The 25,884-nt window shown below is 72.0% G+C and carries 25 protein-coding genes; 8 read left to right on the top strand and 17 right to left on the bottom strand.

Annotated features, from left to right (window positions below):
- Window positions 1–483 precede the first annotated feature (483 nt).
- The gene (locus IE273_RS21375; protein ID WP_189816788.1) at window positions 484–2,079 is read right to left on the bottom strand and encodes an MDR family MFS transporter; all 1,596 of its coding nucleotides are present in this window, start codon (window positions 2,077–2,079) and stop codon (window positions 484–486) included.
- Between the two features lie 125 nt (window positions 2,080–2,204).
- Between IE273_RS21375 and IE273_RS21380 the strand changes: the two genes are divergently transcribed.
- Window positions 2,205–2,804, top strand: a complete 600-nt coding sequence (locus IE273_RS21380; RefSeq protein WP_103817331.1) for a TetR/AcrR family transcriptional regulator — start codon at window positions 2,205–2,207, stop codon at window positions 2,802–2,804.
- Between the two features lies 1 nt (window position 2,805).
- Here IE273_RS21380 and IE273_RS21385 read toward each other — a convergent pair whose 3' ends face one another.
- Window positions 2,806–3,357, bottom strand: coding sequence for a M23 family metallopeptidase (locus tag IE273_RS21385; protein WP_189816789.1), 552 nt, complete (start codon window positions 3,355–3,357; stop codon window positions 2,806–2,808).
- 457 nt (window positions 3,358–3,814) lie between these two features.
- Here IE273_RS21385 and IE273_RS21390 point away from each other — a divergent pair, with 457 nt between their 5' ends.
- The gene (locus IE273_RS21390; RefSeq protein WP_189816790.1) at window positions 3,815–4,438 is read left to right on the top strand and encodes an HAD family acid phosphatase; all 624 of its coding nucleotides are present in this window, start codon (window positions 3,815–3,817) and stop codon (window positions 4,436–4,438) included.
- A 119-nt stretch (window positions 4,439–4,557) separates the two neighbouring features.
- Here the strand turns inward: IE273_RS21390 and IE273_RS21395 are convergent, their stop codons facing one another.
- The gene (locus IE273_RS21395; RefSeq protein WP_189816791.1) at window positions 4,558–7,080 is read right to left on the bottom strand and encodes an ATP-dependent Clp protease ATP-binding subunit; all 2,523 of its coding nucleotides are present in this window, start codon (window positions 7,078–7,080) and stop codon (window positions 4,558–4,560) included.
- Window positions 7,081–7,528: 448 nt separating this feature from the next.
- Between IE273_RS21395 and IE273_RS21400 the strand changes: the two genes are divergently transcribed.
- Window positions 7,529–8,203: an SCO3374 family protein gene (locus IE273_RS21400; protein WP_229887320.1), complete on the top strand. Its 675-nt coding sequence runs from the start codon at window positions 7,529–7,531 to the stop codon at window positions 8,201–8,203.
- Here IE273_RS21400 and IE273_RS21405 read toward each other — a convergent pair.
- From IE273_RS21405 to IE273_RS21450, 10 genes are all read right to left on the bottom strand, one after another.
- A complete protein-coding gene (locus tag IE273_RS21405; RefSeq protein WP_014674143.1) occupies window positions 8,182–8,517 on the bottom strand; it encodes a histone-like nucleoid-structuring protein Lsr2 in 336 nt (111 codons plus the stop codon). The two genes, IE273_RS21400 and IE273_RS21405, sit on opposite strands and share 22 nt — an antisense overlap.
- A 204-nt stretch (window positions 8,518–8,721) precedes the next feature.
- Window positions 8,722–9,255 (bottom strand): amino-acid N-acetyltransferase, encoded by a 534-nt coding sequence (locus tag IE273_RS21410; protein WP_030651520.1) that lies wholly within the window; start codon window positions 9,253–9,255, stop codon window positions 8,722–8,724.
- Between the two features lie 9 nt (window positions 9,256–9,264).
- Window positions 9,265–9,687, bottom strand: coding sequence for a BlaI/MecI/CopY family transcriptional regulator (locus IE273_RS21415; protein WP_189816793.1), 423 nt, complete (start codon window positions 9,685–9,687; stop codon window positions 9,265–9,267).
- Between the two features lie 268 nt (window positions 9,688–9,955).
- A complete protein-coding gene (locus IE273_RS21420; RefSeq protein ID WP_189816794.1) occupies window positions 9,956–10,135 on the bottom strand; it encodes a hypothetical protein in 180 nt (59 codons plus the stop codon).
- Window positions 10,136–10,191: 56 nt separating this feature from the next.
- Window positions 10,192–10,848, bottom strand: a complete 657-nt coding sequence (locus IE273_RS21425) for a hypothetical protein (protein ID WP_189816967.1) — start codon at window positions 10,846–10,848, stop codon at window positions 10,192–10,194.
- Window positions 10,849–11,026: 178 nt separating this feature from the next.
- Window positions 11,027–11,824, bottom strand: coding sequence for a type III pantothenate kinase (locus IE273_RS21430; RefSeq protein WP_189816795.1), 798 nt, complete (start codon window positions 11,822–11,824; stop codon window positions 11,027–11,029).
- Between the two features lie 5 nt (window positions 11,825–11,829).
- A complete protein-coding gene (nadC, locus tag IE273_RS21435; RefSeq protein WP_189816796.1) occupies window positions 11,830–12,807 on the bottom strand; it encodes a carboxylating nicotinate-nucleotide diphosphorylase in 978 nt (325 codons plus the stop codon).
- Window positions 12,808–12,835: 28 nt separating this feature from the next.
- Window positions 12,836–14,533, bottom strand: a complete 1,698-nt coding sequence (locus tag IE273_RS21440) for an L-aspartate oxidase (RefSeq protein WP_189816797.1) — start codon at window positions 14,531–14,533, stop codon at window positions 12,836–12,838.
- Window positions 14,530–15,522 (bottom strand): pantoate--beta-alanine ligase, encoded by a 993-nt coding sequence (gene panC / locus IE273_RS21445; protein WP_189816798.1) that lies wholly within the window; start codon window positions 15,520–15,522, stop codon window positions 14,530–14,532. Before panC ends, IE273_RS21440 begins: the two co-directional genes overlap by 4 nt.
- On the bottom strand, window positions 15,519–16,502 hold the full coding sequence (locus IE273_RS21450; RefSeq protein ID WP_189816799.1) for a Rossmann-like and DUF2520 domain-containing protein: 984 nt from the start codon (window positions 16,500–16,502) through the stop codon (window positions 15,519–15,521). Before IE273_RS21450 ends, panC begins: the two co-directional genes overlap by 4 nt.
- A gap of 239 nt (window positions 16,503–16,741) precedes the next feature.
- On the opposite strand from IE273_RS21450, the gene IE273_RS21455 reads away from it, so the two are divergent.
- On the top strand, window positions 16,742–17,914 hold the full coding sequence (locus IE273_RS21455; RefSeq protein WP_189816800.1) for a threonine aldolase family protein: 1,173 nt from the start codon (window positions 16,742–16,744) through the stop codon (window positions 17,912–17,914).
- Here the strand turns inward: IE273_RS21455 and IE273_RS21460 are convergent.
- Window positions 17,911–18,138, bottom strand: a complete 228-nt coding sequence (locus tag IE273_RS21460) for a hypothetical protein (protein ID WP_189816801.1) — start codon at window positions 18,136–18,138, stop codon at window positions 17,911–17,913. The two genes, IE273_RS21455 and IE273_RS21460, sit on opposite strands and share 4 nt — an antisense overlap.
- 162 nt (window positions 18,139–18,300) lie before the next feature.
- On the opposite strand from IE273_RS21460, the gene IE273_RS21465 reads away from it, so the two are divergent.
- On the top strand, window positions 18,301–19,404 hold the full coding sequence (locus tag IE273_RS21465; RefSeq protein WP_189816802.1) for a DUF5937 family protein: 1,104 nt from the start codon (window positions 18,301–18,303) through the stop codon (window positions 19,402–19,404).
- A 193-nt stretch (window positions 19,405–19,597) separates the two neighbouring features.
- Here IE273_RS21465 and IE273_RS21470 read toward each other — a convergent pair whose 3' ends face one another.
- Both IE273_RS21470 and IE273_RS21475 read right to left on the bottom strand, forming a co-directional pair.
- Window positions 19,598–20,269, bottom strand: coding sequence for a response regulator (locus IE273_RS21470; protein WP_189816803.1), 672 nt, complete (start codon window positions 20,267–20,269; stop codon window positions 19,598–19,600).
- Window positions 20,270–20,300: 31 nt separating this feature from the next.
- The gene (locus tag IE273_RS21475; RefSeq protein WP_189816804.1) at window positions 20,301–21,506 is read right to left on the bottom strand and encodes a sensor histidine kinase; all 1,206 of its coding nucleotides are present in this window, start codon (window positions 21,504–21,506) and stop codon (window positions 20,301–20,303) included.
- 118 nt (window positions 21,507–21,624) lie between these two features.
- Between IE273_RS21475 and IE273_RS21480 the strand changes: the two genes are divergently transcribed.
- Window positions 21,625–22,752, top strand: coding sequence for an SAM-dependent methyltransferase (locus IE273_RS21480; protein ID WP_189816805.1), 1,128 nt, complete (start codon window positions 21,625–21,627; stop codon window positions 22,750–22,752).
- A gap of 24 nt (window positions 22,753–22,776) precedes the next feature.
- Here the strand turns inward: IE273_RS21480 and IE273_RS21485 are convergent, their stop codons facing one another.
- The gene (locus IE273_RS21485; RefSeq protein ID WP_189816806.1) at window positions 22,777–23,928 is read right to left on the bottom strand and encodes an NADH-quinone oxidoreductase subunit D; all 1,152 of its coding nucleotides are present in this window, start codon (window positions 23,926–23,928) and stop codon (window positions 22,777–22,779) included.
- On the opposite strand from IE273_RS21485, the gene IE273_RS21490 reads away from it, so the two are divergent.
- A complete protein-coding gene (locus IE273_RS21490; RefSeq protein ID WP_506005257.1) occupies window positions 23,927–24,463 on the top strand; it encodes a PH domain-containing protein in 537 nt (178 codons plus the stop codon). The genes IE273_RS21485 and IE273_RS21490 overlap by 2 nt on opposite strands.
- The gene (locus tag IE273_RS21495; RefSeq protein ID WP_506005259.1) at window positions 24,448–25,839 is read left to right on the top strand and encodes a PH domain-containing protein; all 1,392 of its coding nucleotides are present in this window, start codon (window positions 24,448–24,450) and stop codon (window positions 25,837–25,839) included. The genes IE273_RS21490 and IE273_RS21495 overlap by 16 nt, the downstream gene beginning before the upstream one ends.
- The last annotated feature ends 45 nt before the right edge of the window (window positions 25,840–25,884 follow it).

Below are 25,884 nucleotides of genomic sequence, written 5' to 3' on the forward strand. Positions count from 1 at the left end.
GCCCGCCGAGGAGACCGGGCCGGGCCCCGCTGTGCGGGCCCAGCGTGGAGAACCGGCCGCTCGGCCGGAGACGCGGCCCCGGCGTCGGCTCTCCGGCCGAGCGGCGGCACCGGTCCCGGCCCCCTCCCGCCACCGCACCGGGGTGCTCAGGTGGTCGCCACCCCCGGTTCCTCCGCTCTCGACGGCCGGAGCCCGTCCGACCGGCCGGCGAAGCAGCGGCGGGTGAGTTCCTCCGCCGGTACGTGGCGGGCGTCACGGAAGCCGGCCTCGCGGGTCAGGGCCACCATCCGCTGGGGCGTGAAGTGGCTGAGGAACGGTGTGCCGGACGCGCGCGCACCCCGCTCCGCCGCCTGCCGGCCAGACGCAGTCGGCGGATCTCGTCCATGAGCCGATGGTGGCACGCGGGTCTGACGACGATGCCGTGCGAGAACGGCCGTAGGCCCCGCTGCGCACGCCCACCGGGGCCTACGGGCTCAGGCAGGGTCAGACGGCCTCGACCACGGCCACCGGCGCCGCGTCGGCACCCTCCGCGGCCTTGGGACCGCCCTTGAGCGGCACCTCCTTGACGAACAGCGCCGCGAGCAGCACCAGCACCGAGATCCCGGCGCCGAGCAGGAACGCGGAGTGCGTGCCGGAGGACACCGCGTGCTGGTACGCCTCGCGGACCATCACCGGGAGCTTCGCCAGGCTCTTCGCGTCCAGCTGCGCCGACTGTTCGGTCATCTTGGCACCCGCCGCGCCGGCCCGCTCGGCCATGACGTCCTGGACCCGGTGGTTGAACAGGGCGCCCATGATGGCCACGCCGAAGGAGGAGCCGAGCGTACGGAACAGGGTGGTCGAGGAGGACGCGACACCCATGTCCTTCATCTGGACGCTGTTCTGCGCGACGAGCATGGTGATCTGCATCAGGCAGCCCATGCCCGCGCCGACCACGGCCATGTAGAGACCGGAGGTCAGGCGGGTCGTCTCGGTGTCCATCAGGGACAGCAGGTACAGGCCGACGGTCATCAGGACGCCGCCGACGATCGGGAAGATCTTGTACCGGCCGCTGTTGGTGGTGACCCGTCCGGCGATCATCGAGGTCACGAGCATCGCGCCGAGCATGGGCAGGAGCAGCAGTCCGGAGTTGGTGGCGGAGGCGCCCTGCACGGCCTGCTGGTACAGCGGCAGGAACAGGGTGGCGCCGAACATCACGAAGCCGGTGATGAAGCCGATGACCGACATCAGGGTGAAGTTGCGGCTCTTGAAGATGTGCAGCGGAACGACCGGCTCGGCGGCCTTGGTCTGCCAGAACACGAACCCGACCAGCGCGGCCACGCCGATGCCGGTCAGCTCCATGATCCGCGCGGAGGTCCAGGCGTACTCGGTGCCGCCCCAGGTGGTGACCAGCACGATGGAGGTGATGCCGACGGTCAGCAGCAGCACGCCCAGGTAGTCGATGCCCGCCTTGGACCGCTTCCTCGGCAGGTGCAGTACGGCGGTGACGAGCGCGAGGGCGACCGCGCCGAGCGGCAGGTTGATGTAGAAGGCCCAGCGCCAGCCCCAGTTGTCGGTGATGGTGCCGCCGACGAGCGGGCCGCCGATCATCGCCAGCGCCATCACGCCGGCCATCATGCCCTGGTACTTGCCCCGCTCCCGCGGCGGGATCAGGTCGCCGATGATCGCCATGACGCCGACCATCAGACCGCCGGCGCCCAGGCCCTGCACGGCCCGGAAGCCGATCAGCTGGCCCATGTCCTGGGCCATGCCGCTCAGCGCCGAGCCGAGGAGGAAGATCACGATCGAGCTGAGGAAGGCGCCCTTGCGCCCGTACATGTCGCCGATCTTGCCCCAGATGGGGGTGGAGGCCGCGGTGGCCAGGGTGTAACCGGTGACGACCCAGGAGAGGTGTTCCAGGCCGCCCAGTTCGCCCACGATCGTGGGCATCGCCGTACCGACGATCATGTTGTCCAGCATCGCGAGCATCATCGCGATCATCAGTGCGAGCAGCACCACCCGCACACTCCGGGGCTGTTTGCCCTCGTCCGCACTCTGGGGCTGTCCGCCCTCTGCTATGACACTTTCGACCGTGTCCGCCATCGTCTTCCCATTCCCCCTGCGGCAGATACTTACTTGCCGCCCGGCTAGTTACTACACTGCGGAAGGTAGACCCGCTACTAGCCGGGCGTCAAGTAAGTTTTCGCGGGAGCGCGAGGAGTACGAGGATGGGCCTCACCATGGACGGCACCAAGCAGCAGCGCCGCGGCAACACCCGCCAGCGCATCCAGGACGTGGCGCTCGAACTCTTCGCGGAGCAGGGCTACGAGAAGACCTCCCTGCGGGAGATCGCCGAGCGCCTCGACGTCACGAAGGCGGCCCTGTACTACCACTTCAAGACGAAGGAAGAGATCATCGTCAGTCTCTTCGCGGACCTGACGAAGCCGATCGAGGACCTGATCGAGTGGGGCGGACAGCAGCCGCACACCCTGGAGACCAAGCAGGAGATCGTCCGCCGCTACAGCGAGGCGCTGGCCGGCGCGGAACCACTGTTCCGCTTCATGCAGGAGAACCAGGCGACGGTTCGGGAACTGCGCATCGGCGACACCTTCAAGGACCGGATGCGCGGCCTGCGGGACATCCTCATCGATCCGGAGGCGGAGCTGGTCGACCAGGTCCGCTCGGTCAGCGCGATGTTCACGCTGCACGCCGGGATGTTCGTGATGCAGGACCTCGAAGGCGACTCCGAGAAGAAGCGCGAGGCCGTTCTCGAAGTCGCCTTGGACCTCGTCGCGCAGGCGCACGAGCACGCCCGCGAGAAGGACTAGGTCAGACCTTCACACCCTGGGCGCGCAGGAACGTGACCGGGTCGATGCCGGAGCCGTAGTTCGGGGTCGTACGGATCTCGAAGTGCAGGTGCGGACCGGTGGAGTTGCCGGTGGAGCCGGACAGCGCGATGTGCTGGCCGGTCGCGACGACCTGGCCGATCCGGACGTCGACCCGGGACAGGTGCGCGTACTGCGAGTAGGTGCCGTTGCCGTGCTTGATGACGACGGCGTTGCCGTAGGCCGGGCCGTCACCGGCGCCGTTGGGGCCGGCCTTGACGACGGTGCCGCCGTGCGCGGCGACGACCTCGGTGCCGGTCGGCACGGCGAAGTCCTGGCCGCTGTGCTTGTGCGCCCAGTGGTTGCCGGCCTGCGCGAAGCCCGCCGAGAGCGCGTACTTCTTCACCGGGTCGACCCAGGAGCCGGCGGACGCGGTGGCGGCGCTCGCGACCCCGGTGCCCAGCACGGCCGTGGCGCCGAGTCCGGCAGCCAGGACGGTCACACGGGCACGGAGCGAGGACGTACGGGAGGAACGGGACGTGAAGCGCTGGAACATCTGGACCTCGTGAACTCGGAGACACTTCCGCCACCCGGCGTACGGACGTCCATGGAGACGTTTCACCGAAGCGGCCATCCCTTGGTAACCGAGCACCCCATCCAGCCCAAAATGCCCCAAGTACGGCATCAGTTAGTAGAAGCCGCCAATACCACCCTCTTTCTTGACAACCGCACACCCCGGCCCGCACGGCCCTGACGACGCACTTCTCGCGCGCGACTTCGCGAGGTAAAGCTCCCTTTTTCGCCCCTTTTGCCCACCCGACGCATCCCACTATCACGGCTAGTACCGGACATTTCGCCTGTGCCGCATATCACCGGCTTCCCCCGTCGGTGAATAGGGAAATGTGACGCAGGCCCCTAGGTACCTACCCTCCAGTAACCCTACGGTTCCCCTCGCGCCACCCTCGCCTCAGATCATGCCCCTGACATTCAGAGCCGCGAGAGGACCCCCACCGATGACCAGACGCCCCTGGGCACGCCGCATCCGCGTGACCACCGTCTCCGTGGCCGCCCTGGCCGCGCTGGCCGCCCCGGCGGTGACGGCCGCCCCGGCCGAGGCCGCGACCACGAGCACCTCCTCCGCCAAGGTCGACTACGCCACCTGGCAGAAGGACTGCCAGGCGGTCATGGACCAGGCCCTCCCGTACCTGAAGGACCGCATCGCCGCCGCCAGGCCCGGCGAGAAGCAGGCGATCGTCCTCGACATCGACAACACCACGCTGGAGACCGACTTCGGCTTCAGCTACCCCCAGCCGGCCAACCGGCCCGTCCTGGACGTCGCCCGCTACGCCCAGGAGCACGGCGTCTCCCTCTTCTTCGTCACCGCCCGCCCCGGCGTCCTGTACTGGCCCACCGAGTACAACCTCGCACACGACGGCTACGACGTCTCCGGCCTCCGCGTCCGCGGCCTGGTCGACCTCTTCAAGGACGTCGCCGCCTACAAGACCGCCCAGCGCGTCGGCATCGAGAACGACGGCTACACGATCATCGCGAACATCGGCAACAGCGCCACGGACCTGTCCGGCGGCCACGCCGAGAAGACCTTCAAGCTGCCGGACTACGACGGACAGCTGTCGTAGCACCGGGCGCGCCCGGCACGGACCGCGTCATCGGCACGGGATCGCGCCGGGGAAAGCCGAAGGGGCCGGTGCCCGAAGGCACCGGCCCCTGATGTCCGGCTGGACCGCCGGAGGCCGACTTACTCCTTGCTCAGGTTGGGCCCAGCCCCACCCGCGGCCTGCTCGATCGGCGGGACGTCCGGCAGGGCCGACTTCTCCTCACCCCGGAAGGTGAAGGTGGCGGCGTCGCCCTCGCCCTCGGTGTCCACGACCACGATGTGACCGGGGCGCAGCTCGCCGAAGAGGATCTTCTCCGAGAGCGTGTCCTCGATCTCGCGCTGGATCGTGCGGCGCAGCGGCCGGGCGCCCAGCACCGGGTCGTAACCCTTCTTGGACAGCAGTTCCTTCGCGGACTGGGACAGCTCGATGCCCATGTCCCGGTCCTTCAGGCGCTCGTCCACCTTGCTGATCATCAGGTCGACGATCCGCAGGATGTCCTCCTGCGTCAGCTGCGGGAAGACGACCACGTCGTCGACGCGGTTGAGGAACTCGGGCCGGAAGTGCTGCTTGAGCTCGTCCGAGACCTTGTTCTTCATGCGCTCGTAGTTGGTCTTCGTGTCACCCGCGGCGGCGAAGCCGAGGTTGAAGCCCTTGGAGATGTCCCGGGTGCCGAGGTTGGTCGTCATGATGATGACCGTGTTCTTGAAGTCCACGACCCGGCCCTGGGAGTCGGTCAGGCGACCGTCCTCCAGGATCTGGAGCAGCGAGTTGAAGATGTCCGGGTGGGCCTTCTCGACCTCGTCGAAGAGGACGACCGAGAACGGCTTGCGGCGCACCTTCTCCGTCAGCTGGCCGCCCTCCTCGTAGCCCACGTATCCGGGGGGCGAACCGAAGAGACGCGACACCGTGTGCTTCTCGCTGAACTCCGACATGTCGAGGGAGATCAGCGCGTCCTCGTCACCGAAGAGGAACTCGGCGAGCGCCTTGGACAGCTCGGTCTTACCGACACCGGACGGGCCGGCGAAGATGAACGAACCACCCGGACGCTTCGGGTCCTTCAGGCCCGCACGCGTACGACGGATCGCCTTCGACAGCGCCTTGACGGCGTCGTTCTGGCCGATGACCCGCTTGTGGAGCTCCTCCTCCATGCGGAGCAGGCGGGAGGACTCCTCCTCCGTGAGCTTGAAGACCGGGATGCCGGTGGCCGTGGCGAGGACCTCGGCGATCAGCTCGCCGTCCACCTCGGCGACGACGTCCATGTCGCCGGCCTTCCACTCCTTCTCCCGCTTCGCCTTGGCGGCCAGGAGCTGCTTCTCCTTGTCGCGCAGGGACGCGGCCTTCTCGAAGTCCTGCGAGTCGATCGCGGACTCCTTGTCCCGGCGGACGCCGGCGATCTTCTCGTCGAACTCGCGCAGGTCCGGCGGAGCGGTCATCCGGCGGATGCGCATCCGGGAACCGGCCTCGTCGATCAGGTCGATCGCCTTGTCCGGCAGGAAGCGGTCCGAGATGTACCGGTCGGCCAGGGTGGCGGCCTGGACCAGCGCCTCGTCCGTGATGGAGACGCGGTGGTGCGCCTCGTAGCGGTCCCGCAGGCCCTTGAGGATCTCGATCGTGTGCGGCAGGGACGGCTCGGCGACCTGGATGGGCTGGAAGCGGCGCTCCAGGGCCGCGTCCTTCTCCAGGTGCTTGCGGTACTCGTCCAGGGTGGTCGCACCGATGGTCTGGAGCTCACCGCGGGCCAGCATCGGCTTCAGGATCGAGGCCGCGTCGATGGCGCCCTCGGCGGCACCCGCACCGACCAGCGTGTGCAGCTCGTCGATGAACAGGATGATGTCGCCGCGGGTGCGGATCTCCTTGAGCACCTTCTTGAGGCGCTCCTCGAAGTCACCGCGGTAGCGGGAGCCGGCGACCAGGGCGCCGAGGTCCAGCGTGTAGAGGTGCTTGTCCTTGAGCGTCTCGGGCACCTCGCCCTTGACGATGGCCTGGGCGAGGCCCTCGACGACGGCGGTCTTGCCGACGCCGGGCTCACCGATCAGGACCGGGTTGTTCTTGGTACGGCGGGACAGCACCTGCATGACCCGCTCGATCTCCTTCTCGCGCCCGATGACCGGGTCGAGCTTGGACTCACGAGCGGCCTGGGTGAGGTTCCGGCCGAACTGGTCCAGGACGAGGGAGGTCGAGGGGGTGCCCTCGGCCGGGCCGCCCGCGGCGGCGGTCTCCTTGCCCTGGTAGCCGGAGAGCAGCTGGATGACCTGCTGCCGCACCCGGTTGAGGTCTGCGCCCAGCTTGACCAGGACCTGGGCGGCGACGCCCTCGCCCTCGCGGATCAGGCCGAGCAGGATGTGCTCCGTGCCGATGTAGTTGTGGCCCAGCTGAAGGGCCTCGCGGAGCGACAGCTCCAGGACCTTCTTGGCACGGGGGGTGAAGGGGATGTGCCCGGACGGGGCCTGCTGGCCCTGACCGATGATCTCCTCCACCTGCTGGCGGACCGCCTCAAGCGAAATGCCGAGGCTCTCCAGGGCCTTAGCGGCGACACCTTCGCCCTCGTGGATGAGACCCAGGAGGATGTGCTCGGTGCCGATGTAGTTGTGGTTGAGCATCCGGGCTTCTTCCTGAGCCAGGACGACAACCCGCCGCGCGCGGTCGGTGAACCTCTCGAACATCGTTAATCGCTCCTCAGAGCGGTCAGGCAGTGGGGGGAACTTCCCCTCCCTGTCCTTCCGCAGCTTAGTCCCGCAAGCGGGGACCGCTCATTCCAACTGCCGACACCGTCGATGGCCTCCTGACCCGTGACGCCGACATCTGCTCCAACCCGATGGTGCGAGACGATGTTCCCGCAGGCCAGGCAGTTACCCCAGTCGCCAGTACGCCGATGGCGAACGTGAGACGGCCTTTCCTGCGTGTCGCCCCCTCCCACTAGGCATGTCTTACCCGCAGGGACTGACACTCCATGCGGCGCGCACCGGTTCCCTCCGCTATGGGCGAACAACCTTGCGCCTCCCCAGGCCCCCACACGCCCCCTCTTCCGGCACTCTGCGCAGCCGAAGGGGCACCCAGCGTAACCTGAAGGGGGGTCCGGCGGTTGCTCCTGGCATGGTTGGCTCGGTCCCCATGACCTCCACGGTCCCCCTTCCCCGCCGGCCCGTCGATCCGGGCGCCCCGGCCGCCGGACTCCGTACCGGCCCGGAGGTCCGGGCCCGGCACTGGTACGAGAACGATCTGGGGTGGCCGACCGTGCCCGGACGGCCGCTCCGGCTGCGTACGGGGGTGCGGTTCGACGTGCTGGACGTACCGGCCGAGGCGGGCGCGAAGGCGCTCCGGCATCTCGCGCCGGGCTCCCCGGCGGCCCTGCGGGGCGACCGGATGCAGCTCTGGGTGGCCGCGGGCAGCGCGGAGGAGCTGCCCGGTCTGCTGGCCTGGCTGGAGTGGGGCACGGTGGCCCTGGACCTACGCGCCCTCGGGGCGGGCGACACGATCCAGGCCCCGCCGCCCGCGGGGACCGCCGCCGTACGGACTGGATCCGTACGGGCCGGGATTCCGCGCGAGCCGTCCGCACAGGGGGCCGCCGTGTGGTTGCGGCCCCCCGGTCCGGAACGTGAGGTCGAGGCCTCGCTGCCCGCCATGCCGACCGTGCCGGCGGCGCCCCCCGTGGGGCGCGAGGGGGGCGTCCCCGATCTCGCGCGACTGGTGGACACGGTGGCAGCGCAGTGTCACCGGGTCCGGCTGCGGCGCGCGTGCGCCGGTCATCCCGCCGACCGGCGGGATCAGCCGTTGGCCTTCTCGTAGGCCTCGCGGATGGACGCGGGAACCCGGCCGCGGTCGTTGACCTCGTAACCGTTCTCCTTGGCCCAGGCGCGGATCGCCGCGGTGTCCTGGTTGCCGCCAGTGGCGGCACGCACCTTTCCACGACCGCCGGAGGAACGGCCGCCGGTACGACGCCCGCCCTTCACATAGGGGTCAAGAAGCGTGCGCAGCTTGTCCGCATTGGCAGTCGTGAGATCGATCTCGTACGTCTTGCCGTCCAGCGCGAACGTCACGGTCTCGTCCGCCTCGCCGCCGTCGAGGTCGTCGACAAGAAGGACCTGAACCTTCTGTGCCACCGCATTTCCTTTCATCGATAACGTTGAGGGCCAGGGGGTGTGCGGCGCCCGCCGTTTCGCCGCCCCTGTTATATGCAGTACTGCAGTACGTCGGAAAGCAAACCGCTTTTGCCGGAAAAACACAAACCCCCGGGAGTGACTCGGCGGACCGCCACCGTCCGGAAACATGCGCGTTTCGGACATAGGCCACCGGGGCAATGACGATCACAGATGCAGAAGCATCCGACTGTTGCCCAAGGTGTTCGGCTTCACTCGTTCGAGACCGAGGAACTCCGCGACGCCCTCGTCATAGGAACGCAACAGCTCCGCGTACACATCGGTGTCGACCGGCGTCTCCCCGATCTCCACGAAGCCGTGCTTCCCGAAGAAGTCGACTTCGAAGGTCAGGCAGAAAACGCGTCGAACGCCGAGCCAGCGCGCGGTCTGGAGCAACTTCTCCAGCAACTGATGACCGACGCCGGCACCCTTGAGGCCGGGCTTCACCGCCAGTGTGCGGACTTCCGCGAGGTCCTCCCACATGACGTGCAGTGCTCCGCAGCCGACCACCTCGGCGTTGTCGTCGCGTTCGGCGACCCAGAACTCCTGGATGTCCTCGTAAAGCGTGACCGTCGCTTTGTCGAGCAGGATGCGGTCGCGGACGTAGGCGTCGAGGAGGCGGCGCACGGCGGGGACATCGCTGGTCCGGGCCCGGCGGACGGTGATGGCTTTTGCGGAGACTTCGGGACGCTCTGCTGACATGAGCGGACGCTATCGCCCGTCGGTGCCCTCCGGCGCGCCGGGGTTCTCCTCTTGCCGGGCTTCGGCGGGTTCCTGTTGGCGGGCCTCGGGGGCTTCCCGGGTTTCTTCCGGTCCCTGGACGATGCGTACGGCGTCCCTGAGGGCCTGGCGCTGTTCCTCGCTCATCATGCCGAAGAAGGCGACGAGAGCGGCGGCCGGGTTGTCGCTCTGCGACCAGGCGTCGTTCATGAGGGCGGCGGCGTACGCGGCTCGCGTCGACACGGCCTCATATCGATAGGCCCGCCCTTCGGCCTCGCGACGCACCCAGCCCTTCTGATGGAGATTGTCCAAAACGGTCATCACGGTGGTGTAGGCGATGGAGCGTTCCCGCTGGAGGTCTTCCAGGACTTCTCGAACGGTCACCGGGCGGTTCCACTTCCACACCCGCGTCATGACCGCGTCTTCGAGTTCTCCCAATGGGCGAGGCACAACTCAGAACAATAGTGGGAGATCCCGGCAATGGCGTGCCGGACGTGCAGTAGGGCTACAAACGCGAACAAAAAGGGCGTACGACTCGTGTGGCGCCGGAGCGCGGGGAGCCGTACGCCGAGGGACGGCCGGGGTCGGCCGCGAGCTGGTCCGGTGGGCCCGCCGGGCGGCCCGAGAACCGAACCGAAGGGCTGTGACCTGCGGTGATCCGGCGAGCTCTGCCGTGGTCCGCTCAGGCGTCGCCGGCGGCGGAGGCATTGCGGGCGCCCTCCGCGCGGGCGAGGGCGGCGTCGACTGCCGCGTCCTCCTTGGCCTTGGCGGCTCCGCCCTGGGTCTTCACGATCACCCTGACCACACCGATGAAGAACACGGCCATGACGACCGGGGGCACGAGCGCGGAGATGACGTCCATGGCTCCAGAGTAGCCACACCGGAACGCCCGAAAGGGGCAGGGGCGCCCTTAAGTCCTCAGCCCGCGGCCAGCTGGTGCGGCGCGGACTCCGCCGGGGGCGCCGGCTTGCGGCGCGGGAAGACCTCTCCGGGCGTCGGGATGGGCCGCTTGGGGGCGACCGGTTCCGGAGCCGGCCGCTCCGAGGGGCCGGGCGACGGCTCCCGCCCGGGCTCCTGCGGGGGCCTGGAGGGCTCGTCGGCCCCTCCCTCGCCCTGTGCGGCCCCGGACTCCCCCGCGCCGCCCGCAAGCGCCAGCAGGCGCGTCCTGGCGGGCGGCACGGCGGGCGCAGGCACCTTCCGCCCGCCCTGCGCGAACCGCGCCCGGACGTCCTGCTCGGCCAGCTCCTGGCAGCGGTCCAGCAGCGCCGCCGCCGAGGGGTTCCCGCGCAGCGCCCGGAGCGCGGCCAGATCGTCCGGCGTCGGCCGGTGCCCGGCGCCGAGCACCTCCTCCAGGAGGGTGAGGTAACCGGCGGCGGTACCCGGCAGGGCGGCCCGGTAGCGGCCCAGGTCGGCCACCAGGAAGGCGCGCAGTCTGGCCCCCTCGCACATCGCCTCGTCGAGCGACTCGGCGAGGCGGAGACAGTCCTGCACGTCCTCGGCGGAGGCGTGGCCGGGGTGAAGGGCGAGGGCGAGGGCGCGGCGGAGCACACGCAGCTCCTCCACGCCGAACGCCATGCCGCCGCGGGATCCGTATGGCGTGGGCATGCGGCGACGCTACCCACTAATCGGACAAAAGTGACGATTCCGCATCGCATTCCCCCCGCGTGTCGCTCCGGCTTCCCTCATCCGGTGCCACCGGCGGTCGGGGGCGTTCGCGGGACGGCCCGGCGCCCGGTCGGGCGCCGGGCCTCGCTCACAGCCGTGACACGTTTCGTTCGTAGACCAGGCGGAGGCCTATCAGGGTCAGCCACGGCTGGTGCTCGTCGATCACCGACGACTCGCCCAGCACCATCGGCGCCAGACCGCCCGTGGCGATCACGGTCACGTCCTCCGGGTCGTCGGCCAGCTCCCGTGCCATCCGGCCGACGACCCCGTCGACCTGCCCGGCGAACCCGTACACGATGCCCGCCTGCATCGCCTCGACCGTGTTCTTGCCGATCACGCTGCGCGGCCGGGCCACCTCGATCTTGCGCAGCTGCGCGCCCTTGACGCCGAGCGCCTCCACGGAGATCTCGATGCCGGGCGCGATCACCCCGCCGACGTACTCCCCGCGCGCGGAGACCGCGTCGAAGGTGGTCGCCGTACCGAAGTCCACGACGATCGCCGGACCGCCGTACAGGTCGACGGCCGCGACCGCGTTGATGATCCGGTCGGCGCCGACCTCCTTGGGGTTGTCGGTGAGGATCGGCACGCCCGTCTTGACGCCCGGCTCGACCAGGACGGCGGGTACGTCGCCGTAGTACCGCCGGGTGACCTCGCGCAGTTCGTGCAGCACCGACGGGACGGTCGCGCAGATCGCGATGCCGTCGATGCCGTCGCCCAGTTCCTCGCCGAGCAGCGGGTGCATGCCCATCAGGCCCTGGAGCAGTACCGCCAGCTCGTCCGCCGTGCGGCGCGCGTCCGTGGAGATGCGCCAGTGCTCGACGATGTCCTCACCGTCGAACAGCCCGAGGACGGTGTGCGTGTTGCCGACGTCGATCGTGAGCAGCATGGCCGTTACTCCGCCTCGCGCAGGTCCAGGCCGATGTCCAGGATCGGCGAGGAGTGGGTCAGCGCGCCGACGGCCAGGAAGTCCACGCCGGTCTCGGCGTACGCGCGCGCGTTCGCGAGCGTCAGCCGCCCGGAGGCCTCCAGCAGCGCCCGCCCGCCGACGATGCCGACGGCCTCCGCGCACTCGCCGGGCGTGAAGTTGTCCAGCAGGATCAGGTCGGCGCCCGCGTCCACGACCTCGCGCAGCTGGTGCAGGGTGTCGACCTCGACCTCGATCGGCACGTCCGGGAAGGCTTCCCGTACCGCCTTGAATGCCTGCGTGACGCCACCGGCGGCGACCACGTGGTTGTCCTTCACCAGGGCCGCGTCGGACAGCGACATGCGGTGGTTGACGCCCCCGCCGCACCGGACGGCGAACTTCTCCAGCGACCGCAGGCCCGGCGTCGTCTTGCGGGTGTCCCGCACGCGCGCCTTGGTGCCCTCCAGCGCGTCCGCCCACGCGCGTGTGGCGGTCGCGATGCCGGACAGCCGGCACAGGATGTTCAGCGCGCTGCGCTCGGCGGTGAGCAGGTCACGCGTGCGCGTGGTGACCGACAGCAGCTTCTGCCCGGCCTCGACGCGGTCGCCGTCCTCCACGTGCCGCTCGACCTCGAACTCGTCCGTGCACACCACGGAGAGCACGGCCTCGGCGACCCGGAGGCCGGCCACGACGCCCGCCTCGCGCGCGGTGAAGTCGGCGGTGGCCACCGCCTCCTCCGGGATGGTCGACACGGTCGTCACGTCCACACCGCCGTCCAGGTCCTCCTGGATGGCGACGTTGGCGATGTCCTCGACCTCGATCGGGTCGAGTCCGGCAACGGCCAGCAGTTCGGCGAGCGCGGGGTCCAGCCCGCACTCCAGGTACTCCTCGTCGCCCTCGGCGCCGCAGGTGCAGCCGTCGCCGCAGCCGCCGGTCGAGGCGAGGGGAAGGTCGTCGGTGCTCACGTCTGTCACTGCTCCTGGGGCGCTGGTGTTACCGGACAGGGGGGAAGTCTGCGGTGTCGGTGGTGCGTACGGCCAGCGACCGGTCCGGATTGAGCCGTACGACGATGTGGCGCCGCCAGTTCGCGTCGTCGCGCTCGGCGCGGTCCTCGCGCCAGTGGCAGCCGCGGGTCTCCTCGCGCAGCCGGGCGGCAGCGACCAGGACCCGGGCCACGCACAGGAGGTTCGTGGCCTCCCAGGTGTCCACGCCGGGCTCGGCGGTCTTGCCGTTCTCCTCCAGCGCGTCCCGGGCCTCGGTGCGCAGCCTCTGGAGCTGGTCCGCGGCCCTGGCGAGGGACTCCTCGGAGCGCAGCACGCCCGCGCCCTCGGTCATGGTCCGCTGGATGGCGAACCGGGTCTCGGGGGTGAGCAGCGGATGGGCCGGCTTCTCGGGGTCCGGGACCGGTACGGGCACGCGCGCGTGCAGGCCGTCCGCCGCGCGGGCGGCGGCGATGTCGGCGGCGATCCGCTCGGCGTAGACGAGACCTTCGAGGAGGGAGTTGGACGCGAGCCGGTTGGCGCCGTGCACGCCGGTGCAGGCGACCTCGCCGCACGCGTACAGGCCCGGGACCGTGGTGCGTCCCCGCGCGTCGGTGCGGACGCCGCCGGAGGCGTAGTGGGCGGCCGGGGCGATCGGGATGGGCTCGGTGACCGGGTCGATGCCGTTGGCGCGGCAGGCGGCCAGGATGGTCGGGAAGCGGTGCTCCCACATGGCGGCGCCGAAGTGCCGGGCGTCGAGGTACATGTGCTCGGCGCCCTGCTCCAGCATCCGCCGCGTGATGCCCTTGGCGACGATGTCCCGGGGCGCCAGCTCGGCCAGTTCGTGCTGGCCCGCCATGAAGCGCACGCCGTCCCCGTCGACCAGGTACGCGCCCTCGCCGCGCACCGCCTCGGAGACGAGCGGCTGCTGGCCCTCGGCGTCCGCGCCGAGGAACAGCACGGTCGGGTGGAACTGCACGAACTCCAGGTCGCTGACCTCGGCACCCGCGCGCAGCGCCAGCGCCACGCCGTCGCCGGTCGACACGGACGGGTTGGTGGTCGCCGAGAACACCTGGCCCATGCCGCCGGTCGCGAGGACCACGGCGGGCGCGTGCACGGCGCCCACGCCGTCGTGCTGGCCCTCGCCCATCACATGCAGGGTGACCCCGGCCGTACGGCCCTCGGCGTCCGTCAGCAGGTCCAGGACCAGCGCGTTCTCGATCGTGCGCAGCCCACGCGCGCGTACGGCCTCCACGAGCGCCCGGGAGACCTCCGCGCCGGTCGCGTCGCCGCCCGCGTGCGCGATGCGGCGCCGGTGGTGGCCGCCCTCGCGGGTGAGGTGGATGTCGCCCTCGCCGTCGGTGTCGAAGTGGGCACCGGTGGAGATCAGCCGCCGGACCGCGTCGGGGCCTTCGGTGACGAGGGTGCGCACGGCCTCCTCGTCGCACAGGCCCGCTCCGGCCACCAGGGTGTCCTCCAGGTGCTGCTCGGGGGTGTCGCCCTCGCCGAGGGCCGCGGCGATGCCGCCCTGCGCCCAGCGCGTGGAGCCGTCGTCCAGGCGGGCCTTGGTGACGACGACCGTGGTGAGCCCGGCGGCCTCGCAGCGCAGCGCCGCGGTCAGGCCGGCCACTCCGGAGCCGACGACGACCACGTCCGCGGAGATGCTCCACCCGGGGGCGGGCGCGTGCAGTCGTATGCCTGTGCTGGTCACGAGGCGGCTCCGAAGGTGAGGGGAAGATTGTCGATCAGCCGGGTCGTGCCGACCCGGGCGGCGACGGCGAGGACGGCCTCGCCGGTGAAGTCGTCGCCGATCTCGGTGAAGTCGGCGGGGTCGACCAGCGCCAGGTAGTCCAGCCGGAGGGGCGGGTCGAAGCGGGCGGCCTCGTCCAGGACCTGGCGGGCGGCGGCGCGGACGGCCGCCGGGCCGCCGGGCGCGGCGGTGGCCACCGCGTGCGCGTCGGCCGCCGCGCGGGACTCCCCGATGGCGCTCAGCGCCTCGGCACGCGCCTGCGTGGAGGGCACTTCCCGGGCCCGCGCGCGCAGCGCCTCCTGTGCCGCGTGCCGGTCCCGGCCGGCGAACAGCGCGCCGGACAGCGCGAGGGCGGTACGACGCTCGCCCGGCGAGAGGTAGCGGTTGCGGCTGGACAGGGCGAGCCCGTCCTCCTCGCGGACGGTCGGTACGGCGACGATCTCGACGCCGAAGTTCAGGTCCCGCACCATGCGCCGGATCAGGGCCAGCTGCTGGGCGTCCTTCTGGCCGAACAGGGCGGCGTCGGGGCGGGTGAGGTGCAGCAGCTTGGCGACGACGGTGAGCATCCCGTCGAAGTGCCCGGGCCGCGAGGCACCCTCCAGGCGCTCGCCCATGGGGCCCGCGGAGACGCGTACCTGGGGTTCGCCGCCCGGGTAGACCTCGTCCACGGCGGGCGCGAACACGGCGTCCGCGCCCGCCTGCTCGGCAAGCTTGAGATCGGCGTCCAGGGTGCGCGGGTAGCGGTCCAGGTCCTCGCCCGCGCCGAACTGCAACGGGTTGACGAAAACGGTGACGACGACCTCGCCGTCGGGACCGGCGGCCTCCCGCGCGGCACGGATGAGCGTCGCGTGGCCCTCGTGCAGGGCGCCCATGGTCATCACGACGGCGCGGCGGCCGTGGCGCGCACGCGCGTGCAGCTCGTCGGCGGTGCTCAGCAGGGCGGTGCTCATCGGTCGTTCCCCTCGGTGCCGTTCGTGCCGTCGGAGCCGTTCGTTCCGTCGGTTCCCTCGCCTCCCTGGCCGGCGTGGTCTCCGTCGGCGAGTACCCCGAGGAGGTCCTCGGCCAGTTCCGGCTTCAGCAGACCGTGGGCGAGCGCGCGGTCGGCGGTCGCGCGGGCCATCGCGAGGTAGCCCGCCACGGTCTGCGGGGCGTGCTTGCGCAGCTCGGTGACGTGCGCGGCGACCGTACCGGCGTCCCCGCGCGCGACCGGGCCGGTCAGGGCGGCGTCGCCGGAGCGCAGGGCGTTGTCCAGGGCGGCCCCGAGCAGCGGGCCGAGCATCCGGTCGGGCGCCGCCACACCGGCGGTGCGCAGCAGTTCCATGGACTGCGCGACCAGGGTCACCAGGTGGTTGGCGCCGAGCGCGAGGGCCGCGTGGTACAGCGGGCGGTTCTGCTCGCTGATCCACTCCGGTTCGCCGCCCATCTCGATCACCAGGGCCTCGGCGGCCAGCCGCAGCTCCTCGGGCGCGGTGACGCCGAAGGAGCAGCCCGCGAGCCGCTGGACGTCCACCGGCGTGCCGGTGAAGGTCATCGCCGGGTGCAGGGCCAGCGGCAGCGCGCCCGCGCGCAGGGCCGGGTCGAGCACCTTCGCGCCGTACCGGCCGGAGGTGTGCACGAGCAGCTGTCCCGGCCGTACCGCGCCGGTCTCGGCGAGGCCGGCGACCAGGCCGGGCAGGACGTCGTCGGGGACCGTGAGCAGCACCAGGTCGGCGCGCTGGAGCACCTCGGCGGGCGGCACCACCGGGACGTCCGGGAGCATGGTCTCGGCGCGCCTGCGGGAGGCGTCGGAGACTCCGGAGACGGCCACCGGGCGGTGCCCGGCGAGCTGGAGGGACGCGGCCAGCGCGGGGCCCACGCGACCGGCGCCGACGACGCCGACGGTGAGCCGCGCGGGGCGGTCCTTGAGGTCTGGTTGGTGGACTGTACTCACGCGACGGTGGCCTTCCCGTTCCAGTCCGCTCTGGGTACCGGACGATTTCTCGTCATGTTAACGCTATCGGGTGGGGCGGCGGCCGGTTGTCCACAGGCTGTGGGTTTCACCACGCCCTCGCCCGCTTCCTCGCCTCGTCCCCGCCTCGTCCCCGCCTCGTCCTCGCCTCGTCCTCGTCCGGTCCTCGTCTCAGGAAACCCGGCTGCCGCGCGGAGGCCGTGCGGGGCATGATCCACGGCATGACTGATGTGGCTGAGCAGGACGACGGACGATCGGCTGAGGAACGGCTGCGGGAGCGGCTCAGGGTCGCCCAGCGGAAGGCGCGGCGCGTCCTGGCGCGCGCGACCCCCCGGGACTCGATCCGCGAACGGCTCGCGCTGCTCCAGGAGGCCGGTGCCGAGGTGTACGACCTGGACGAGCCCGGGGACGTCTACGGCGACCGGATCGTGGCCGCCCTGGAGGAGCGGGTCGCCGCGCTGCTCGGCACCGAGGCCGCCGCGTTCTTCCCGACGGGCACCATGGCCCAGCAGGTGGCCCTGCGCTGCTGGGCGGCCCGCACCGGGAACCCGGCGGTGGCCCTGCACCCGCTGGCCCACCCGGAGGTGCATGAGCGGCAGGCTTTCAGCCAGGTCAGCGGGTTGCGTCCGGTCAGGGTGGGCGGTGAGCGCCGGCTGCCCACGGCGGCCGAGATACGTGACCTCGAAGAGCCCTTCGGGGCGCTGATGCTGGAGCTGCCCCTGAGGGACGCCGGTTTCGTGCTGCCCACCTGGGAGGAGCTGACCGAGGCCGTCGAGGCGGCGCGGGAGCGCGACGCGGTGGTGCACTTCGACGGCGCGCGCCTGTGGGAGTGCACCGAGCACTTCGGGCGCCCCCTGGCGGAGATCGCCGGCCTCGCCGACAGCGTCTACGTGTCGTTCTACAAGTCCGTCGGCGGCTTCGGCGGCGCCGCGCTCGCCGGTCCCAGGACGCTGGTGGAGGAGGCGAAGACCTGGCGGCACCGGTACGGCGGCATGGTCTTCCAGCAGTTCCCGACCGTCCTGTCCGCGCTCATCGGCCTGGACCGCGAAGTGCCCCGGCTGCCCGAGTACGTGCGGCACGCGCGCGTGGTGGCCGCCGCGCTGCGCGAGGGCTTCGCGGCGGCCGGGGTGCCCTGGTCCCGCGTCCACCCGGAGGAGCCGCACACCCACCAGTTCCAGGTCTGGCTGCCGTACGAGCCGGAGGTGGCCGCCGAGGCGGCCCTCCGCCAGGCCGAGGAGACCTCGGTGATGCTCTTCGCGAGCGTCTGGAACACCGGCGGGCCCGGCCTCGCGTTCACGGAGGTCGGCGTCCAGGCCGCGGGACTGGAGTGGACGGCGGACGACGTCCGGGCGGCCGTACGGGACTTCGTGGACCGCCTGCCGGACAGGGCCTAGAGGGGGCGGGGGCGCAGCCGGCGGGCCAGGGAGCGCAGCCGGTGGGTCAGGGCCCGCCGGAGCCGTCCGTGCGCCGGGCGTCCGGCGATGACCGCGTGGAAGCGCCGGTGGTCGCGCACCTCGCGGAGGAGGCCGAGGTCGTGGCGGCCCGGAGCGGGCGGCCCGGGCTCGCCGTGCAGGCGGGCGCGGTAGCTGTCGAGGAGGTACTGCTGGGTGATGCTCATGGCGGATCGCCTTCTGGGGACGTGGCTGACCGGTGACTGATCGGGCTCCGCGGCTGCCCCGGTGTCCCCAACACTGCCCCTGACCGGCACGGATGTCCCGTGGATTGACGGCTGACGTCAATCCACGGGGGCACTGTCAGTGGCCCGGTGCACCATGGGGGCATGAGCGTGACCATCGACATCACCGGACTGCCCCTGGAGAGGGTCTCCGTCGTGCCCTCTCCGCTGGCGGAGCTGGGGATGGCGCTGCACGCGCTGAGCGAGCCCGGGCACCACCCGGAGCTGCGGGGCTGGGCGACCGCCGTCTCCTCCCGGCTGGAGCCCTGCCTGGCCGACCGGCTGTGCGAGGCGGACTTCCTGTGGCGCACGACGTTCTCGGACGTCTTCGCCCCGTTCGCCGGCCTCCCGGGCGGGCGCGCGCTCCCCGGCGCGACGCTCGCCGAAGAGCTGGACCAGCTCGACGAACTGACGGACGAGCAGTTCGTCAACGCGGCCCTGGAGTTCACCTGCCAGCTCCGCTACGACGTCCAGGAGCCCGGCCCGCTCGACGACCCCGAGCTGCGCCGCCGCTCCCTGGAACTGGCCGCCGCGCGCGGTGCCGTGCAGGAGCGGTTCACGCGCCGCCTGCTGACCGATCCGCCGGCCGTGCGCGCCTGGTTCCGCGATCTGATGCTCGACTGCGACGAGGCCTTCTTCGCCGACACCTGGGCCCGCATCCAGCCCCAGCTCGCCGCCGACGCCCGGCACAAGACCGAGCTGCTGCGCCGCAAAGGACTCGGCGAGGCCCTCGCGTCCCTGTCCGCAGCCGTCTCGCTGGACGAGGAGGCCGGGCTCGTCACGGTCGACAAGCTGCTGGTGGGCCGCGCCGCCACCGGTGACGGCGGCCTGGTGCTGGTGCCGACCAGCCTCGGCTGGCCGCACGTGATGGTCCTGCACCGGTACGGCTGGCAGCCCTCGATCACCTACCCCGCGAGCGGTCCCCGGCCGCAGGCCCCCTCCGTCGAACAGCTCACGCGCCGGCTGGAGGCCCTGGCGCACCCGGTGCGGATGCGGCTGTGCCGGCACCTGGCGCGCGCCCCGCACACCACGAGCGAACTGGCCGACGCGCACGGCATGTCGGCGCCCGAGATATCCCGGCACCTGACGGTGCTGAAGAAGGCGGGCCTGGTCACCGACTGCCGGCGCGGCCGGTACGTCCAGCACCAGCTGGACCTGTCCGCGGTGGCCCGGCTGGGCAGCGACTTCATCGAGGGCGTCCTGCGCTGAGGCAGCGGGGCCCGGGGCCGGCGGACCGCGCTGAGGAAGCGGAGCCCCGGGCCAGCGGACCGCGCTCAGGAAGGCGGAGCCCCAAGCCGGCTGACCGCGCCAAGAAATCGGGGCCCGTGCCCGGCTGACCTCGCTGAGGAATCGGGGCCGGCCCTGCGGACCGCGCCGGTGGAGCGGGCCCGAGTCGTCGCCGTCAGCCGTGGCCGCCGGCGCGTACCAGCCCCGTCTCGTACGCCAGCACGACCACCTGCACCCGGTCGCGCAGCCCGAGCTTGGTCAGGATGCGGCCCACATGGGTCTTCACGGTCGCCTCGCTCAGCACCAGCCGGGCCGCGATCTCGCCGTTGGACAGGCCCTGCGCGACCAGCACCATGACCTCGCGCTCCCGCTCGGTGAGCCGTTCCAGCTCCTTGTGCTGGGGCTCCCTGCCGACGGAGGGCAGCATCGGCGCGAAGCGGTCCAGCAGGCGCCGGGTGGTGGAGGGTGCCACGACCGCGTCGCCGCTGTGCACGGCCCGGATGGCGGCGAGGAGATCACCGGGCGGCACGTCCTTGAGCATGAAGCCGGAGGCGCCGGCCTTCAGCCCGGAGAAGGCGTACTCGTCCAGGTCGAACGTGGTCAGGATGAGGACCTTGGGCGCGTCCGGCTCCGCGCAGATCCGCCGGGTGGCCTCCACACCGTCCAGCTTCGGCATCCGGACGTCCATGAGGACGACGTCGACGGCGGTGGACCGCAGCACCTGGAGGGCCTCGACGCCGTCGCCCGCCTCCGCGACGACCTCCATGTCCGGCTGGGCGGCTAGCACCATCCGGAACCCGGTGCGCAGCAGCACCTGGTCGTCGACGAGCATCACGCGGATCGTCATCGGGCCTCTTCCGTTCGGGATCATGGGTCGGTCAGTGCGCCGGCTTGAGCGGCAGCAGGGCGCTGATGCGGAATCCTCCGCCCGGGCGCGGGCCGGCGTCCAGGGTGCCGCCGACCATGCCGACGCGCTCCCGCATGCCGATCAGGCCGTGGCCCTGTCCGTCGGCGCCACCCTCCTCGTACAGCTCGTGCGGGGCGCCCTTGCCGTCGTCCTCCACCAGCAGGCCGAGACCGTCGTCGAAGTAGACCAGGCGGACGCTCGCGCCCGCATGGGGCCCGCCGTGCTTGCGGGTGTTGGTGAGCGCCTCCTGCACGATCCGGTACGCGGTGAGCTCCACGCCGCTGGGCAGTGGCCGCGGGGTGCCCTCCACCTTGAAGTCGACCGGGAGGCCGGAGCTGCGGCACTGCTCGATGAGGTCGTCGATCTGCTCGACGTCGGGCTGCGGGACGTACTCCCCGCTCTCCTGGTGCTCCCCGGTGCGCAGCACGCCCAGCAGGCGGCGCATCTCGGCCAGCGCCTGACGGCCGGTGGAGGAGATCGTCTCCAGGGCATTTCTCGCCTGGTCGGGGGCGGTGTCCATGACGTACGCGGCGCCGTCGGCCTGCACCACCATCACCGACACGTTGTGCGCGACGACGTCGTGCAGCTCGCGCGCGATGCGGGCGCGCTCGGCGGCGACCGCGACCTTCGCCTGCGCCTCGCGCTCCTTCTCCAGGCGGGCCGCGCGCTCCTCCAGCTGGGCGAAGTAGGCCCGCCGGGTGCGCATGGAGTCGCCGAGGACCCAGGCGAGGGCGAAGGGCACCGTCTGGAAGACCGTTATGGCGGCCTGCCCGAGCAAGCCGGTGTCCTCGGCCGGCCAGCGGATCTGGGCCACGGCCGCGGCGCACAGGCTGACCGCGAGCGCCAGCCGGGAGGCCCAGCGCGCGCCGACGGTCGCGACCGTGTAGGTGATCACCAGCATGGCGAAGTCGGCGACGGTCGTCTCGATGTCCAGGAGCAGCTGCACCAGCCCGGCCACGAGGGCGAGCAGCAGCATCGGCTCCGGGAACCGGCGGCGCAGCGCCACGACGACGCACAGGACGGTGGACACGGCGATACCGCCGGCGATCGTCCCGTGGTGGCCTGGCACCCCGTCCAGATTGACCACGCTCAGCGCGGACAGCCCGAACAGGACGACGGCCCAGGAGGAGTCGACCCAGGTCGGGTGGCGGCGGAGGAAGTCGTAGAGGCGCTGCACGTAACCCAGAGTAGGGAAACCAGATGCGTGCAGGGGTCAACCGGAGGACCGATCCGCGCCCGGCGCGCGTACTCCCCAAGGTGGATGCCGTGATCACCGGTGTGCCTAGTCTGGTGCGGTGACGGATGGGACGACGGCGGAGGGCTCCCGCCGGAACAGCGGGGATCGCGCCCCGCGCGGCTGGCTCGCGGCGGCCGGTGCGGCCCTGTACGGGCCCGGCGGCTTCTACCGGCGCCCGGAGGGCCCGGCGGGCCACTTCCGCACGTCGGTGCACGCCTCCCCGCTGTTCGCGCGGGCCGTGGCCCGGCTGCTGTGCCGGGTCGACGCGGCGCTCGGGCGGCCCCCGGTGCTGGACTTCGTCGACATGGGTGCCGGGCGGGGGGAACTGGTCAGCGGGGTGCTCGCCGCCCTGCCGGCCGACGTGGCCGCACGCGCGCGTGCCTACGCCGTCGAGATCGCCGACCGCCCGGCCGCCCTGGACGAACGGATCAGCTGGCTGAGCGAGCTCCCGGACGCGGTCACCGGGCTGCTGTTCGCCAACGAGTGGCTGGACAACGTGCCCGTGGACGTCGCGGAGGTGGACTCCGCGGGCGTGCCCCGGCTGGTGCTCGTCGCGGAGGACGGCTCCGAGCGGCTCGGGGAGCCCGTGACGGGCGCGCCGGCCGACTGGCTCGCGCGCTGGTGGCCGCTGCCGGCCGAGCAGGGGCTGCGGGCGGAGATCGGGCTGCCCCGGGACCGGGCCTGGGCGTCGGCCGTGGACCGGGTGGTACGAGGGCTCGCGGTGGCCGTGGACTACGCGCACACGGTGGACGCGCGCCCCCCGTTCGGCACCCTCACCGGCTTCCGCGAGGGACGGGAGACGGCGCCCGTCCCGGACGGCTCCTGTGACATCACGGCCCATGTGGCACTGGACGCGTGCGCGGCGGCGGCCGGTACGGCACACCCGCCCACCGGCACGCTGCCTGCGCCTTCATACACGGCGCGTTCATGCACGGCGCGGGAGCTTCCCAGCGCGCGTCTGCTCACGCAACGCGCTGCTCTGCGCGCCCTCGACATCACCGGCGCACGCCCCCCGCTCGCGCTCGCCTCCTCGGACCCCTCCGCCTATGTGCGCGCCCTCGCGAGCGCCGGTGAGGCAGCCGAGCTGACGGCACCGGGCGGCCTCGGCGACTTCGGCTGGCTGCTCCAGCCGGTGGGCGTCCCGGACCCCCTGGAGCCGGACCCGCGGGCCGCGCCCGGGCCGTGAAGCCCTGCTTGCCGATGCCGCCGGCTACTTGTCGATGTCGCCGACCACGAAGAACATCGATCCCAGGATCGCCACCATGTCCGCCACCAGCGTCCCCGGCAGCAGCTCGGTCAGCGCCTGGATGTTGTTGTACGAGGCCGAGCGCAGCTTCAGCCGGTACGGGGTCTTGTCGCCCTTGCTCACCAGGTAGTAGCCGTTGATGCCGAGCGGGTTCTCGGTCCACGCGTACGTGTGCCCCTCGGGCGCCTTCAGCACCTTCGGCAGCCGCTGGTTGATCGGCCCGGGCGGCAGCTCGGCGAGCCGGTCCAGGCAGGCGTCGGCGAGGTCCAGCGCGTTGTGGGTCTGCGTCAGCAGCACCTCGAACCGGGCGAGGCAGTCGCCCTCGCTCCGGGTGACGACCTTCAGGGTGTCCTGGAGATCGCCGTAGGCCAGGTACGGCTCGTCGCGGCGCAGGTCGAAGTCGACGCCCGAGGCGCGCGCGACGGGCCCGCTCACGCCGTAGGCGTGCACCGCCTCCGGTGCCAGCACGCCCACCCCGCGGGTGCGCCCCCGGAAGATCTCGTTGCCGAGCACCAGGTCGTCGAAGACGTCCATGCGCGAGCGCACCGCGGCGACGGCCTCACGCGCGCGTGCGGTCCAGCCGGCCGGCAGGTCCTCCTTGAGGCCGCCGACACGGTTGAACATGTAGTGCATGCGCCCGCCGGAGACCTCCTCCATGACGTTCTGGAGCACCTCGCGCTCCCGGAACGCGTAGAACACCGGCGTGATCCCGCCCAGCTCCAGCGGGTAGGAGCCGAGGAACATCAGGTGGTTCAGCACCCGGTTCAGCTCGGCGAGCAGCGTGCGCGTCCACACCGCCCGCCCGGGGACCTCCATGCCGAGCATCCGCTCCACCGCGAGGACCACGCCCAGCTCGTTCGAGAACGCCGACAGCCAGTCGTGGCGGTTGGCGAGCACGATGATCTGCCGGTAGTCGCGCGCCTCGAAGAGCTTCTCGGCACCCCGGTGCATGTAGCCGATCACCGGCTCGGCGCGCACGATGCGCTCCCCGTCCAGCACCAGCCTGAGCCGCAGCACACCGTGCGTGGACGGGTGCTGGGGCCCGATGTTGAGCACCATGTCGGTGCTCTCCGCCGCGCCGCCGATACCGACCGTGGTCTCCGTCGTAGGAGTCATGGGCCCAGTTTCCCCTACGTACGCTGGGCTCATGGAAACGGGGAGTCCCGAAGGGACCGGAGCGCCGGCGGACCGGCCGGTGTGGCGCGCGCTGGGGCCCGGGCTGCTGCGGGTGCGCCGACTGCTGCTGGTGGTGTGGACGACGGTGCTCGCGCTCGCCGCGGGGCTCCTGCCGGGCCTTCTCGTGGGGCCCGCGTGGGCGGTCTGGGCGCTGCTGCCGCCGGCGTGCGCCGTCTGGTGCTGGTGGCTGCTGGAGCGCAACTGGCGCTCGTGGCGGTACGCCGAGCGCGCCGACGACCTGCTGATCAGCCGGGGTGTCCTGTGGCGTGAGGAGACGGTGGTGCCGTACGGGCGGATGCACCTGGTGGAGGTGACCTCCGGGCCGTTGGAGCGGCGCTTCGGGCTGGCCACCGTGCAGCTGCACACGGCCGCCGCCGCGACCGACGCGACCATCCCCGGCCTCGACCCGGCCGAGGCGGAGCGCCTGCGCGACCGGCTGACCGAGCTGGGCGAGGCACGATCGGCGGGCCTGTGACCGCCCCCGACGGCACCGACGGCATACCCGGCGACGGCATACCGGCCGGTGGCACACCGCACGACGGCACACCGCAGCACCCGCCCGTCACCGAGCGCCGGCTGCACCCGGTCACGCCCTTCCGCCGGGCGTGGGCGCCGCTCGCGGTGCTGGCCGGCTGGGCCGCGCACGACCCGAACGGCGCCCAGGAACAGCTCAACCGGCTGACCGGCACCGTGCTCCTGCTGGGGCTCGCGGTACTGGTGCCGGCGGCCGGCCTCTACGGCTTCCTGTCCTGGTGGTTCACGCACTACGCGGTCACCGACACCGAACTGCGCATACGCACCGGGCTGCTGTTCCGGCGCACCGCGCACATCCGGCTGGAGCGCGTCCAGGCCGTGGACGTCTCGCGTCCGCTCCTCGCGCGCGTGGCGGGCGTGGCGAAACTGCGGATCGACGTCGTCGGCGCCGAGAGAAAGGACGAGCTGGCCTTCCTGGGCGAGCGGGAGGCACGCGCCCTGCGCGCGGAACTGCTCGCGCGCGCGGCGGGTTTCGCGCCCGAGACGGCGCGCGAGGTCGGAGAGGCACCGGCGCGTGTACTGCTGCGCGTGCCCCCGCGCGAGCTGGCACGCTCCCTGGTGCTGACGGGCGCCACCTGGGGCTCGCTGTGCGCCGCCCTGGTGGTCCCGACCGTGCTGTGGCTCATCACCCACAGCCTGTGGACGGTCGTCGGGACCGCCCTGCCCCTGGTCGGCGCGGCCGGTGCGAGGAGCGTGGGCCGGTTCGTCGCGGAGTTCGACTGGACGATCGGCGAGTCCCCGGACGGGCTCCGCATCGACCACGGGCTGCTCGACCGTACGCACGAGACGGTGCCGCCCGGCCGGGTGCAGACGGTGCGGATCGTGGAGCCGCTGCTGTGGCGGTGGGCGGGCTGGGTGCGGGTGGAACTGGACGTGGCCGGATCCGCCAACTCCGTGCTGATCCCGGTCGCCCCGCGCGCGGTCGCCGAAACCGTCGTCGCGCGCGTGCTGCCCGGCGTGACCGTGCCCCGGGAGCTGTCGCGGGTGCCGCGCCGCGCGCGGTGGTGCGTGCCGTTGTGGTGGCGCGGGCACGGGCTGGCGGTCACCGGCGCGGTGTTCGCCGCCCGCAGCGGCCTGATGTGCCGTCGGCTTTCGCTCGTTCCGCACGCCAAGGTGCAGAGCGTACGGCTCACCCAGGGGCCCTGGGAGCGGCTCTGGGGCCTCGCCGACGTCCATGTGGACACCGGCGCCAACAAGACCGTGACGGCCCGGCTGCGCGGCGCCGAGGAGGCCGCTCGGCTCCTGGACGAGCAGGCGGACAGGTCCCGCACGGGCCGCCGGGACGCCCTCCCGGACCGCTGGATGACCACCGGCTGACCGGCGCGGCCTCGACGCCCCACCGCACCGACGCCTCGGGCCCGG

Origin of the sequence: Streptomyces olivaceoviridis (assembly GCF_014650115.1) — a bacterium.
GTDB lineage: Bacteria > Actinomycetota > Actinomycetes > Streptomycetales > Streptomycetaceae > Streptomyces > Streptomyces olivaceoviridis.

What these genes read in the sequence shown, in the direction of transcription:
- IE273_RS21375 (WP_189816788.1), bottom strand. Translation starts at nt 2,079, where the DNA reads ATGGCGGACACGGTCGAAAGTGTCATAGCAGAGGGCGGACAGCCCCAG.
- IE273_RS21380 (WP_103817331.1), top strand. Translation starts at nt 2,205, where the DNA reads ATGGGCCTCACCATGGACGGCACCAAGCAGCAGCGCCGCGGCAACACC.
- IE273_RS21385 (WP_189816789.1), bottom strand. Translation starts at nt 3,357, where the DNA reads ATGTTCCAGCGCTTCACGTCCCGTTCCTCCCGTACGTCCTCGCTCCGT.
- IE273_RS21390 (WP_189816790.1), top strand. Translation starts at nt 3,815, where the DNA reads ATGACCAGACGCCCCTGGGCACGCCGCATCCGCGTGACCACCGTCTCC.
- IE273_RS21395 (WP_189816791.1), bottom strand. Translation starts at nt 7,080, where the DNA reads ATGTTCGAGAGGTTCACCGACCGCGCGCGGCGGGTTGTCGTCCTGGCT.
- IE273_RS21400 (WP_229887320.1), top strand. Translation starts at nt 7,529, where the DNA reads ATGACCTCCACGGTCCCCCTTCCCCGCCGGCCCGTCGATCCGGGCGCC.
- IE273_RS21410 (WP_030651520.1), bottom strand. Translation starts at nt 9,255, where the DNA reads ATGTCAGCAGAGCGTCCCGAAGTCTCCGCAAAAGCCATCACCGTCCGC.
- IE273_RS21415 (WP_189816793.1), bottom strand. Translation starts at nt 9,687, where the DNA reads ATGACGCGGGTGTGGAAGTGGAACCGCCCGGTGACCGTTCGAGAAGTC.
- IE273_RS21420 (WP_189816794.1), bottom strand. Translation starts at nt 10,135, where the DNA reads ATGGACGTCATCTCCGCGCTCGTGCCCCCGGTCGTCATGGCCGTGTTC.
- IE273_RS21425 (WP_189816967.1), bottom strand. Translation starts at nt 10,848, where the DNA reads ATGGCGTTCGGCGTGGAGGAGCTGCGTGTGCTCCGCCGCGCCCTCGCC.
- IE273_RS21430 (WP_189816795.1), bottom strand. Translation starts at nt 11,824, where the DNA reads ATGCTGCTCACGATCGACGTCGGCAACACGCACACCGTCCTCGGGCTG.
- panC (WP_189816798.1), bottom strand. Translation starts at nt 15,522, where the DNA reads ATGAGCACCGCCCTGCTGAGCACCGCCGACGAGCTGCACGCGCGTGCG.
- IE273_RS21455 (WP_189816800.1), top strand. Translation starts at nt 16,742, where the DNA reads ATGACTGATGTGGCTGAGCAGGACGACGGACGATCGGCTGAGGAACGG.
- IE273_RS21460 (WP_189816801.1), bottom strand. Translation starts at nt 18,138, where the DNA reads ATGAGCATCACCCAGCAGTACCTCCTCGACAGCTACCGCGCCCGCCTG.
- IE273_RS21465 (WP_189816802.1), top strand. Translation starts at nt 18,301, where the DNA reads ATGAGCGTGACCATCGACATCACCGGACTGCCCCTGGAGAGGGTCTCC.
- IE273_RS21470 (WP_189816803.1), bottom strand. Translation starts at nt 20,269, where the DNA reads ATGACGATCCGCGTGATGCTCGTCGACGACCAGGTGCTGCTGCGCACC.
- IE273_RS21490 (WP_506005257.1), top strand. Translation starts at nt 23,927, where the DNA reads ATGGGCCCAGTTTCCCCTACGTACGCTGGGCTCATGGAAACGGGGAGT.
- IE273_RS21485 (WP_189816806.1), bottom strand. Translation starts at nt 23,928, where the DNA reads ATGACTCCTACGACGGAGACCACGGTCGGTATCGGCGGCGCGGCGGAG.